We start from the raw sequence: 11,883 nt of genomic DNA on the forward strand, positions 1-11,883 counted from the left end.
CTGTAGGAGCGGGCTTGCCCGCGAAAGGGCCGGTCAGGCCACCACAACACTCAGCTACGACACGCCAGCAACGCCAGCAAATGCTCGGCAAAAATCTCCGGCCTCCCTTCGAACAACCGCTGCAACGGCTTCCCGCTCCCCAGGTGCGCATACAGCGCCCCCCGCTGCGCCGGTTCGCTCACCATACGCACCGCCGCCTCGATGTACTGCTCCACCGTCGCGGCAATGGTCCACCCAGGCAACCCCGCCCGCCTGAACAACCCCTCGTCGATATGCTCGAACACCTCCGGCCCGGTCTTGCATACCCCTGGCAATCCCAAGGTGAAGGCGTCGATGATGCCGTTGGTGTTGCCGAACGGAAACGGGCTGAGGAACAGGTCGCAGCGGTCGAAGGTGTCAAGGTACTGCGCATAAGGCTGGTGCGGGTGCACCACGGCATCCGGGACATAGCGGCGAATCAGGCGCTGCAATTGCGGATAGAGCAACCCCTGCGCCTGGCCGATGAGAAAGTGCAGGCGCACGCGGCGGCCATGGCGCTCGCGGCTGCGCTCGACGATCTGCTGGCAGGCCTGGAGAAACTTCGGGTTGAGCTTCATGGTGGTGGCCGCCACGGCAATGGCCACCTCGGGGCTGTCGAGGCGTTCGCGGGCACCGAGCCTGACCTCGATCGCCGAGGGCCGGTACGGCTGGCCGTCGCTGGGCAGCAGCAGCAGACGCTCGCTGAAGCACGCCGGGTCGCCGACGAAGTCCTCCTCGACACTGATGTAGTCCACATGCCGCGAGCCGGTGGTCGCCGGGTGCCCGAGCGCCGCCACCTGCAACGGCGCCAGGCGCAGGTTGGCGACGAACAGGGTGAGCGGGAACATGCCGACACTGGGCATGTACAGCACCTGCGGGCGCATCTCGTCGGCGAGGGCGCGCACCTGGCGCACGCAGGCGAGCAGGTCGTCCGGGGCCTTGAGCTCGATGAAGCGGTCGAACACCTTGCGCCCCAGCTCATCGACATTGCTGGCATAGCCGACCGCCCACAGCTCGAAATGCGCGCGGGCTGCCTCCAGGGTGCGCGAGTGGGTGCGGTAGATCGAATGCGCGCCGGAAAACCATTCCAGCACCACCAGCATGCGCGGCTTGCCCTGGCGTGTGCTGGTGGGCGCAGGCAGCGAGACGATGCCTTCGGCGTCCAGCTTGCGCTCGATCAGGCGGCAGATCGAACGCTTGATGCGGTGGCGCTGCGGCAGGTCGGCGTAGCTGCAGTGCATGTACACGTCGTGGATGATCGCCAGCGGCAACTGATCGAGGCTGTCGAGGCTGTCCAGCCGCTCGGGCAGCCAGGCCAGCAGCGCCTCGCGCTTGGAGTGCGCCGCAGGCGTGCCGAGAAAACGCGGCGACAGCAGGGCCATGAACAGCGCCATCGCCAGTTGCGGGTTCTGCGTCCACAGCAGCTCCACATCCAGCGGCAACTGCGACTCCGGTGAGTAGAGGATGCAGAACTTCACCAGTTGCTCCGGCGCCACCTCGAAGCGCTGGCTGTCCTGGCCGTGCAGGTTGAGGGTGCGCAGGATGTGGTCGGCGTTGATGAAAGCGCTGGCGGCGAACAGCGCCGACAGCCAGCGCTGGAAGTTGATCAGCTGGTCGAAGCCACCGGGGCTGATCTGGAACTGCGGGTCGCTGAACAGCGCGCTGATCGCGCAGGTCAGGCGCGTCAGCACGTGGGCTTCGAGCTCGTCCTCCGGCACGGCCGGCGACACCGACAGCCTGAACTGCCCGGACAGCTTGCCGTAGTGGCGGTCGATGATCAGCAGCAGGCGCACCAGCTCGCGCGCCGCCTCCTCGTGCTGGCGCGTGTAGCAGAGCTGCTCGAAGTGTTCCAGGGCGAATGGGGTCTGGTTCATCACGGGCCTCAGTCTTGCACGAGCGTGTCGTCGCCGAGCAGGGCCAGGTCCAGGTGGATCTGGTCGAGCTGCGGCTGCAACGGCGTTTGCCGGTAGTCAGGGTAGAGCACCTGGCTCCAGTTGGCGTAAGCCATCTCTTTTTGCTGGTAGCCACGCACATCGGCGCTGCTGCGCTCGAGCAGCGTGGCGTTGACCCGCCCGCCCAGGCGCTGCACCACCGCGCCGCCGTTGGCCGTGAGCGTGGTGCTGTCGCTGCCGTGAACGACGTAGGCCCCGCTTTGGCTGTCGGCGTCGATCAGCAGCACGCCTTCGTCGACCTGCAGCAGGTTGCTGCCGCTGGCGAAGTTCAGCGCCGTGCCACTGTCGCTGCGGGCGGTGACGGTCAGGTTGCCCTGGCCGGTGCTGATCAGGCTGTTGGCGCCAGTGCCCGAGCCGTTGAAGGTGATGCCGGTGGCGCCGTTGCTGCCGGTGCCGCTCAGGTTGATATCGCCGCCGGCCGAGCGGATGACCACGCCGTTGGGCCCGGTGCGCAGGAACACGCCGTTGCCATTGGCACCACCGTCGCTGCGCCCGTTCAGGCTGATGGCGCCATCCTGGGTGGCGATGGTGACTGAGCTGCTGGCGCTCGAGGGGTAGAAGTGGATGCCGTTGGCTTGCTGCGAATAGCCCTGGAGGCTGATCGAGCCGCTGCCGGTAGCGCGCAGGTCGGTCTGTCCGGTGAGCATGCTGATGCCATGGGCGGCGACCGCGCTACCGTCGAGGCTGAGGGTGCCGTTCTCGACGCTCAGGCGGTTGATGCCACTGCTGTAGAAGTCGATGGCATCGCCTGCAGCGGTGGCGCGACCGACCAGGCTGATGTTGCCGGAGCCGGTGGTCTGGATGACGTTGGTGACGCTGAGCAGGGCGATGCCGTGGTCCAGTTCGTCGTTGTTGGGCGAGTGGAAGTGGCCGTCGAGCAGGATGTTGCCGCCGTTGGAACTGATGCGGTTGGTCGAGGCGGTGCCGCTGCCGCCCAGGGCGATGGCGTCGGAGGTGCCGACCGAGTCGCCACGCAGGGTGATGTTGCCGGTGCCGCTGGTGATGGCCACGCCGCGCGAGCTGCCGGTGGAGTTGAGGAAGAGGCCGTAGCCACCCCAGCTGTTGCTGCTGGTGCCGCTGATCAGCACATCGCCGCTGTCGCTGCCCAGGTCGATGGCGGCGCCACGGCCGGAGGGGGCGATGTCCACGCCGCGCCCCGAGGCGCTGGTGCCTTCCAGCACCAGGTTGCCGCTGGCGCTGTTGACGCGGATGTTCGAGTAGTCGCCGCTGGCATCCAGGTAGAGTGCGCGGAACGAACCGGAGCCGGTGTTGATCACCGCGTTGTCGGCCTTGAGCCGCACATCGCCGGCGCTGCTGGCGATGTTGATGCGTGAGCCCGGTGCGTTGGCGTTGCCGTTGCCCGCCGCGATCAGCGCCAGGGCCGGGGTGTTGCCGCCTGTGGTGTTGCCTTCGACGTTGATGTCGCCGGCACTGGTCAGGTTGATCGAGGCGCTGGCGCCGGTGACATTGAGGGCGGTGCCATAGCTGCCGCCGCTGTCGCCGCCCAGCACGATGCGCCCGCCGTTATCGCCGCGCAGGTTGACCGCCCCGGTGCCGGAGGCGGCCACATACAGGCCGCGGTTGCTGGCGCTGCTGCCCTTGACCGTGAGCGTACCGCTGCCCACCGCAAGATTCTGCGTGGAGCCTGCGGCGGTGGAGCAGACCAGCACGCCGAACCCTGAAACGGCATTGCCGCTCAAGGTGACATTGCCCACGCCGCGGGCGGCGATGTTGTTGCTGGTGCTGAACACCCGCGCGCCGTTGCCGCCGCCGAGGTTGTCGGCGCTGATGACGATCGAGCCTGCGCCGTCGGTGAGCAGGTTGCTGCCGCCGGTGAGGATGAAGGCATCGCCTGTGCCGCTGGTGCTGGCCTGGCGGGCAATGATGTCGATATTGCCGCCACCAGCATCCAGGGTGCTGCCGGAGATGTTCACTGCCGTGGCGCTGGAGCCTGATGCCAGGGTGCTCGAAGTGGCGCCACGGATGCTGATGTCGCCGCCGTTGGTGGTGATCCGCGTACCGTTGCTGATGGCCACGCCCGTGCCGTTGCTGACGTTGGTGCTGGCGTAGCCGTTGACCGGGTCGGCTGCGCTGCCGAGGGTGAGCTTGCCGCCGTTGGTGTTGATGGTGGCGTTGTTCAGGGCGATGGAGCCGTTGCCGCTGTTGTTGAAATTCGACAGCATCGAGACGTTCAGCGATTTGCCGTCGGCGTTGCTGATGCTGGTGCCGTTCATGTTGACGTTGCGGTGGGCGATCAGCGTCAGGCTGGCATTGCCCCGGGCCTTGACGTTGTCCAGCACGTTGATGTCACCGGAGGTGCCTGCCCCGGAAGAGGTCTGCACGATGATATTGGCGCCTTCGCTGAGCGAAGCGTTGAGCGTCGCCGAGCTGAGGTTGGAACTGCGCCCGGCGTTGGGGGTGAACGGGCTGCTGCTGGAGGTGCCATTGCTGGCACCGCTGGTGATGTTGATGTTGAACGGATCGAGCAGCCAGGTGCCGCCCTGGCCCGACGCTGCGGCCAGGTTGACCAGGCCGGTGATGTCCAGCGCGTTGCCGGAGGTCTCGACCAGGCCACCTTTGCCGGCGCCGGCCCCCGTGGCGCTGATCACCCCTTCGAAGCGGGTGCTGTCACGCGACCAGAGGATCACCTTGCCACCGTCGCCGTCGCCCAGTGCGTTGGCCTCGATGCGCGCATCCTTGCCCATGTACGTTGCCGTGGCCTGGTGCAGCGGGCCGCTGCCCTGGTAGTCGCCGCCCAGCAGCACGGTGCCGCCGCCAGTGCTGCCGGAGGCATCGATGCGGCCTTGCTCGAACAGGCCGACGTATTCGCCGGCCAGGGTCACGTTGCCGCCATGCTCGCCTGCACCACGGCCGGAGGCGTCGATCACCCCGCTGTTGGCGACCACACCGTTGTCGCCGCCATCCAGGACGATCCGGCCGTTGCGCTGCTGCAGGCTGCGCACCTCGATCACACCTTCGTTGTTGACCACGCTGCCGACCATCGCATCGCTGGTGCGTGCGCTCATCAGCACGGTGCCGCCATCGGCTTGCAAAAGACCGCGGTTGGCGACGCTGGCACCGACCGCCGCTTCATCGACCTGCAGGTTGATCAGGCCGTCGCCGTTGTAGTCCAGCGTGATCTTCTCGCCGCCACCGAGCACCACCGAGCCCATCCGCGCGACCACTGCGCCTTCGTTGCGCACCTCGCCACCGAGCAGGGCAACGCTGCCACCGTCGGCGGCGCGCAGGGTGCCCTGGTTGATCACCGCGCCGCGCTGGCCGTCACCCTGAAAGCGCAGGCGCCCGGCCTTGAAGTCGTCGTCGTTGATATCCAGGGTACTGGCGACCAGGCCGCCGACGTTGACCGACGCACCGTTGCCGAACAGCACGCCGCCGGGGTTGATCAGGTACACCTGGCCGTTGGCGTTGAGCTGGCCGAGGATCTGCGAGGCGTCGCTGGCGGTCACCCGGTTCAGCGCCACCGCCGAGGCGTTGGGCTGGTGGAAGTTGACCTGGGCGTCCTTGCCGATGTTGAAGCGCTCCCAGGTGGCGATCATCTGCTGGCTGTTCTGGGTCACGTCCAGCACATTGCCGGCCTGGCTGATGGCCCCGCTGCCGGAGGTGATCTGGCCGTTCGTCGGCAGGGCGCCTGCGTCCAGCGCCATGGCCTGCAGCGGCATCAGCCCGTGTACCGCGCAGAGTACCGCCAGGGCCAGGGGTTTGAGTGTCGGTCGTTGGGGACGACGGGGAAGGGTGGCGTGCATGGTCGTCTCCTCAGAACGAATAGTTGAAACCGGTGCCGATGGCGTTGATCGTGGTGCCCACGCCCGGCGAGTAGCCGCTGGCAGCAAAGGCGCCGACCACGGCGAAGTTGTAGTTGGCCAGCGACTCGTTCTTCAGCAGCACGTAGTGGGCGAAGATCTCGCTGTTGCGGCTCAGGCGATAGCCCACGCCCAGGGCGTACTGGCGTGCTCCCATGCCACTGGTGTCGCACTGGTAACCGGCGGCCGAGATCATCTTGCAATCGCCGGCCAGGGCGCGGGCGTAGCTGGCGCGCAGGCGCCAAGCGCCGAGGCGGTGGCTGACGCCGAGCATGTAGGCGCGGCGCTTGTAGTCGGACAGGTCGCTGACGTTGAGGCTGTTGTTCACCACGCCGTCCTCGGAGTAGTGCAGTTCGTCGGCCACCAGCGACAGCTGGGTATCGCCGATCTGGTAGCCCAGGCCCAGACGGTAGCTGTAGTCGTTGGACGAGGTGCCGTCGGTGACGTGGGTGTTGCTGCCGACCCCACGCGAGTTGCGGCCAAGGCTGGCGATGCCGAAGTAGTCGACATGGCGTTCGGCGGCCGCCACGGCGGTGAAGCCACCGTTCTGGTAGGTCAGGCTGCCGCCATAGATGTAGCCGTTGTCGACGTCTTCGGCGGCGCGGGTGCCGTTATTGGAGTACGCGAGCTTCAGGGTCAGGCCGTTCCACTCCGGCGACCACCAGGCGACCATGCCGGACTGGCGCCGGTTGAACGCGGCATCGGAGCTTTCGCTGCTGTCGGCGCGGCTGGCCGGGCCGTTGACGTTGCTGGCCATGCTGACGTTGAAGCCGGGCGAACCGATGATGTTGTAGTAGGCGCCGGCAGTCTTGCCGTTGAACGGGTCGAGGCTGGTGGTGCTCTCCTTGAGCGGCATGTCCCAGACCCCGTAGAGCAAGGTGCCGTAGCGGTCGTCGTCGAAGGCCACGGCGGAGTTGCGCAGGCGGGTGTTGGGCGAGATCGACTTGGGCGCGGTCTCGTCGCCCGAGAGGGTGTAGTTGACCGAGATGCCGTACTCGAGCTGCCACAGGAAACGCGAGGTGTCGTTGATCGGGATACCCGCGTGGGCGCCGACGTACGAGACGTTGTCGCGGGCGCGCAGGTAGCTGTTCATGTTGCGCCCGTTGGGCGTGGCCAGCTTGCTCTGGTCGGCGGGGGCGGCGCGGGTCGAGTCGCGGCGGTCGACGTATTCGGGCACCAGGCCCAGCGAGCCGTAGAGAGTCAGCTCGGTGTTCTTGTCGCGAAAGTCCTCGCGGGTGCCGAGGTCCTTGGCCAGGCCCGCGAAGGCCTGCGGCGAACCGCTGACCGAGAGCCAGAAACGCTTGGCGTCGCGCTCGTCGCTGGTGGGGTCGTCGCCATTGGAGAAGGCCAGGCTGGCGTTCATCACCAGGTCGCGGTGATAGATGTTCAGGCCCACCCCGTAGCCGTGGCGGCTGAGGCTGTTCTCGCTGTCGTCCCAGGGCTTCTTGTTCACTTTCACCCGCCCCGCATCGGCGAACAGCGCACCTTCGGCGATGGCGCCGTTGATGTTGCCCAGGTATTTGCGCAGCTCGACCCGGCCGAGCAGGCCTTCGTCACCGGCCGCTTCGCCGACCCCATAGGCGCGCACGCCGTTGGGGCCGCCGAGGGTGAATTTCTCCGAGCTGTCGAGGTTCTTGTTGGCCCACTGGCCACTGATGGCGGCATACAGCGAGTAACCGCCGCCGAGCGCCTGCAGGCGGCTGAACGACAGGGTGCCCTTGCGGTAGGTGCCGGCGGCCTCGGCGGTCAGCGCGTCGAGGGCTGCGTCGAGCGGGGTGTTCTTGTCCAGGCGGCCGATGCCGTAGCCCAGGCTCCAGCGGTTGCTGCCGGCCCAGCCGTCGCGCCAGTCGCCGTACAGGGTCAGGCCGCGGAACACGGCAGTCTTGCGCACCTCGAAGGCGCCAGCGGCGTCGTCGAAGTAACGGTGTTCCTGGGCCAGGTTCAGGCCGATGTTGGCGTCGCGGCTGCGCAGCAGCGAGGCATCGGCGAACAGCGACGACACCTGGGCGCTGCCGCTGGCGTTGGCGGTCTTCAGACCCTTGCCGATGCTGTAGTCCATCTCGGCGTAGCTGGCGCCGACGCTGATGCCGCTGGCGCCCAGTGGCAGGCGCATGCCCACGCCCTTGATATCCAGGCCCTCGAAGCTCGCCTGGTTGTTGAAATACAGGCTCTCGCCGAAGCCGAAGGCGTCGTTGAGGCTGACGTTGGTGCTCATCCGGTTGCTGCCGGTGTAGTAGTTGCCGTAGTTGTCGAAACTGACCCGGCCGGTCCAGGCAGTCATCTCGCTCAACTTCAGCACGATGTCGGCGGCGCCGGGCTGGCGCGAGGGCTGCAGCACTGCGCGCACGGACACTCCGGCGATATCGGACAGGCGCAGCAGCACGCGCTCCATGTCCTGCTCGCGGATCACGCTGCCGCTGGGCAGGGCGTCGACGAAACGCTGCTGCATGCCGGCATTCAGGCGCACACCCGGGCCCGGCTCGGTGCGCACCGTGCCGACCTTGCCCTCACGCACCTCAAGGGTGACCACGCCGCCTTCGATTTCCTGCGGCGGCAGGTAGGCGCGGGCCACCAGATAACCGCGGCTGCGGTACAGCGCGGTAATGCGGTCGGCGGCGGCGCGCAGGCCGGCGAGGTCGAGCTCGCGGCCGAGGTCGTTCTGCAATTCCTGCTGCAGGCGCGATTCGCTGATCTCGCGGTTGCCGCTGAGCTTGAAGGCCGTGACCTTGAAGCTGAACGAGGGGGCCGCCGAATTACTGCCTTGGGCCTGGCGCTGGTCGTCCTCGGCCTCGATGCGCACGCTGCCTTGGGGCTGCTGGCTGCGCTGCGCCGGGCGCAAGCTGTCGCGGTTGGTGTCGAACAGGGAGCCGGCACTGGGCAGGGTTTCACCCTGGGCCTGGCCGGCGAGCACGGCGGCGGTGAGTAACGTCAGGGCGCGCGGGTGCAACGCCCGGCGCACGGAGGCGGCGAGATAAGTCCGGGTCATGGCAGATTCTTTTGTTGTTTTTGTAGGAAGTGCGAACGGCGTCAGCGGGTCGGGAACAGGGTCCTGGCAACGCTTTTCGCGGCGAACAGGCGGGCGGCGTTATGGCCGACTTTGCTCACCTGGAATTGCAGGTGGTCGATAGGTGTGTGCCACTTCTGCGCGAGGAAGGCTTCGTAGCGCAGGTAGTTGAGCTGGCGCTCGACACGGGTATCGCCCTGCATGGCAGCGCCACAGGCGCGGTCCATGACCCGGTCGTCAGGCTTGTTGTCGAGCTCGCCGACCATGTAGGTCAGGTTGCGTGCGGCATAGCGCTGGAACACCTGGGTAGCGTTCAGGCCCTGGCGGGTGAAGTACGCCGGAGCCCGCTCCAGCCCATAGCGGTACTGGTTGTAGCTGGGGCACATGACCGTGAGCACGGGCTTGAAGGCGCCGTCCTGCAGGCGGTTGTCGTCCAGGTAGAGGTAGGACGAGGGGCTGGACACCACGTAGCGCACCTGGATGCCACTGGCGCGCAGATGTTGGTCGCCGTCGCCGAGCAGGGTGTAGCGCTGCATCAACTGGCCACCGGCTGAGTGGCCGATGAGCACGATTTCCTTCAGTGCAGGGAAATGCTGGCGGTTGCCGAGGTAGGCGAGCAGATCGTCGAGCACGGTGAATCCGGCGATACCGGCGCGCCCGCTCTGCGACTCGGTGCCGTGCATCCACTTGTCCTTGGGCCACAGCGGCATGTCATCGCCGGCACGGCGGTCGCTGGGGGTGAGGAAGTTGGGGGCCAGCAGCAGGGTGTCGCTGGCGCTGAAGCCTGCGTTTGCCAGCAGCTTTTCGCCGCTGTCGTAATAGTCGTCGGCGTTGCGGCGCACACCATGCAGCAGCACCACGGCGCGCTGTACGGGCAGGCTGGCAGTGTTCAGGTCGTTGTTGGCGAAGGCGACGAAGTTGTAGGGGGCCGTGTCGCCCAGGCGCAAGGTCTGGGGGGCGGCGACGGCCTGGACGGCCAGCAGGCTGGCGGCCAGGAGCAGCAGGGAACGGGCGAGGGTGCGCAGAACGTGATGCCGCATGTAACCACCTCGTAAGAGTGCGGTGCCGGTCGTATCCCGTGGCAGTGTATGGGGATCGGCCGGTTTGATTGGAGTTATGGCGCCGATCCTAGCAGCGGTTTTTGCCGAGATAAAATATCTTGAATCGAGTGTCTTGATATTTTGAAAGTATCAAGTTGTCGTTGCCGACTTCCATACTAGAGAGATATTGGTTGGATATTTTTAATATATTTTTAATCTTCAAGCACCGCCGCTAGCATCCCGCCATGTTCGCCCCTCCTGAGCGACACATTCGCGGACCCGAAACCATGACAACAAGAAAGACCCCGCTCTACCTGGCCATCGCCTACGCCTTGTTCGCCGCTGCCACGGCCCAAGCCGCCAACACCGCCGACCTGCCGTGCAAGACCACCGCCGAATGCGCCGAACAGGCGCGCAAGATCGGCGCCAGCGTGGACAAGTCCGCGCTCAAGGGCGGCCAGCAGGAAAGCCAGTTCGACTGGCTCAACCGCATCAACAAGGCGTCCATCGTCATGCTCACCGAGCAGGGCATCGTGCCTGCCGACCAGGGCAAGGTGATTGCCGGCGGCGTGCGCTATGCCATCGACCAGGCCAAGCAGCCCGACGGCAAGCGCCCCAGCGATGTGTTGCAGCTCGAGCAGGTGATGATCGACAAGATTGGCCCGCAGGCTTCGCTGATCCACTCCGGGCGCAGCCGCCAGGACATGTACGCCACCTATCGCCTGGCCTCGCTGCGCGCCGAAGTGCTGGACTACAGCGATGCCCTGAACGCCACCCGCCAGCGCCTGCTCAAGCTGGCCTCGGTCAACGTCGACACTCTGGTGCCGGCCTACACCAACGGCGTGCAGGCCATGCCGATCAGCTACGCCCACTACCTGCTGGCGTACGAGGCTTCGTTCCAGCGCGATGCCCAGCGCATCCATGACCTCTATGCACGCCTGAACCTGAGCCCGATGGGCACCGCGGTGCTGGCCAACTCCGGCTACCCGCTCAACCGCGAGCGCCTGGCCACGCTCTTGGGCTTCGATGGCCTGCGCGAGAACTCGCTGGATGCCAGCCAGGTCTCGACCTACGACATTCCGCTGGAGGCTGCCAGCATCGCGTCGTCGTCGGCCATTCGTGTGGGCGCGATCATTGGCGACATCCACACGCAGTACCACCAGACCCGCCCGTGGCTGCTGCTCGACGAGGGCTCGACCTACACCAGCAGCGCCATGCCGCAGAAGCGTAACCCGGGCCTGCTGATGCGCACCCGCGAGTCGGCCTCCGATGTGGTCGGGCTGGCCAACGCCACCACTGTGCGGGCACATAACGTCACCACCGGCATGACCGACTACAAAGCCGCGTTCGACGACCTGGGGCTGTTCAAGTCGGCCAACGAGATGTTCGAGCGCATGGACCTGGTGCTCGATGCCCTGCAGATCAACGCTGCCCGCGCCGAAGAAGAGCTGGACGCCGACTGGACCACGTCGATGGAGCTGGCCGACACTCTGGAGCGTCAGCACCACGTGCCGTTCCGCATCGGCCACAGCTTCGCCTCGCTGATCGTCGAAAAGGCCCGCGCCGAGGGCACGCTGCCCAAGGACTTCGCCTACGCCGATGCCCAGGCGCTCTACACCCAGGCCGCGAAGAAGTACAAATGGCAGGATGATCAGTTGCCGCTGAGCGAGGCTGCGTTCCGCGCCAGCCTTTCGCCACGGGCGATGGTCGAGAGCCGCCAGGGCACTGGCGGGCCGCAGCCGAACGAAGTGCGACGCATGCTGATGGAAGCGGGCAAGCGCCTGGCGGCGGACCAGGACTGGATGAAGCTGCACCGGCAGAAGCTGGTGGATGCCGATGCGGCGTTGGACAAGGCCTTCGACAAGCTCGCTGGGCAGTAACGGCGTCGCAATCGTGTGGCAACTGTCTTGCTCAAAATTCAAAGCCCAGCCCAATTCCTGTGGGAGCGGGCTGGTCCCGCGATCGGGCGCGAAGCGGCCGTAAAATCAGGCGCTACGGTGTAGCTTGCACGGTCTGATCCAGGCTCGCGCCGCGCAGGCCCCCGAGGC

At 66.6% G+C, this 11,883-nt stretch carries 5 protein-coding genes; 1 reads left to right on the forward strand and 4 read right to left on the reverse strand.

Annotation, left to right across the window (positions count from 1 at the left end; all coding sequences use genetic code 11):
• Positions 1 to 50 precede the first annotated feature (50 nt).
• Genes ACPZMI_RS00825 through ACPZMI_RS00840 form a run of 4 tightly spaced genes read right to left on the reverse strand, consistent with a single transcriptional unit; the run spans position 51 to position 9,835 of the window.
• Positions 51 to 1,892, reverse strand: a complete 1,842-nt coding sequence (locus ACPZMI_RS00825; protein WP_426351478.1) for a peptide transporter — start codon at positions 1,890 to 1,892, stop codon at positions 51 to 53.
• 8 nt (positions 1,893 to 1,900) lie between these two features.
• Positions 1,901 to 5,734: a beta strand repeat-containing protein gene (locus ACPZMI_RS00830; protein WP_426351479.1), complete on the reverse strand. Its 3,834-nt coding sequence runs from the start codon at positions 5,732 to 5,734 to the stop codon at positions 1,901 to 1,903.
• A gap of 10 nt (positions 5,735 to 5,744) precedes the next feature.
• Positions 5,745 to 8,777: a porin gene (locus ACPZMI_RS00835; protein ID WP_426351480.1), complete on the reverse strand. Its 3,033-nt coding sequence runs from the start codon at positions 8,775 to 8,777 to the stop codon at positions 5,745 to 5,747.
• A 41-nt stretch (positions 8,778 to 8,818) separates the two neighbouring features.
• Entirely contained in the window at positions 8,819 to 9,835 is a 1,017-nt protein-coding gene (locus ACPZMI_RS00840) for an alpha/beta fold hydrolase (protein ID WP_426351481.1), read from the reverse strand.
• A 287-nt stretch (positions 9,836 to 10,122) separates the two neighbouring features.
• On the opposite strand from ACPZMI_RS00840, the gene ACPZMI_RS00845 reads away from it, so the two are divergent.
• Entirely contained in the window at positions 10,123 to 11,715 is a 1,593-nt protein-coding gene (locus ACPZMI_RS00845; RefSeq protein WP_426351482.1) for an argininosuccinate lyase, read from the forward strand.
• Positions 11,716 to 11,883 lie beyond the last annotated feature (168 nt).

The organism is Pseudomonas wayambapalatensis (assembly GCF_049942315.1).
GTDB lineage: Bacteria > Pseudomonadota > Gammaproteobacteria > Pseudomonadales > Pseudomonadaceae > Aquipseudomonas > Aquipseudomonas wayambapalatensis.

Excerpts from the sequence above, each read along its gene's own strand:
- ACPZMI_RS00825 (WP_426351478.1), bottom strand. The coding sequence starts at position 1,892 with ATGAACCAGACCCCATTCGCCCTGGAACACTTCGAGCAGCTCTGCTAC.
- ACPZMI_RS00830 (WP_426351479.1), bottom strand. The coding sequence starts at position 5,734 with ATGCACGCCACCCTTCCCCGTCGTCCCCAACGACCGACACTCAAACCC.
- ACPZMI_RS00835 (WP_426351480.1), bottom strand. The coding sequence starts at position 8,777 with ATGACCCGGACTTATCTCGCCGCCTCCGTGCGCCGGGCGTTGCACCCG.
- ACPZMI_RS00840 (WP_426351481.1), bottom strand. The coding sequence starts at position 9,835 with ATGCGGCATCACGTTCTGCGCACCCTCGCCCGTTCCCTGCTGCTCCTG.
- ACPZMI_RS00845 (WP_426351482.1), top strand. The coding sequence starts at position 10,123 with ATGACAACAAGAAAGACCCCGCTCTACCTGGCCATCGCCTACGCCTTG.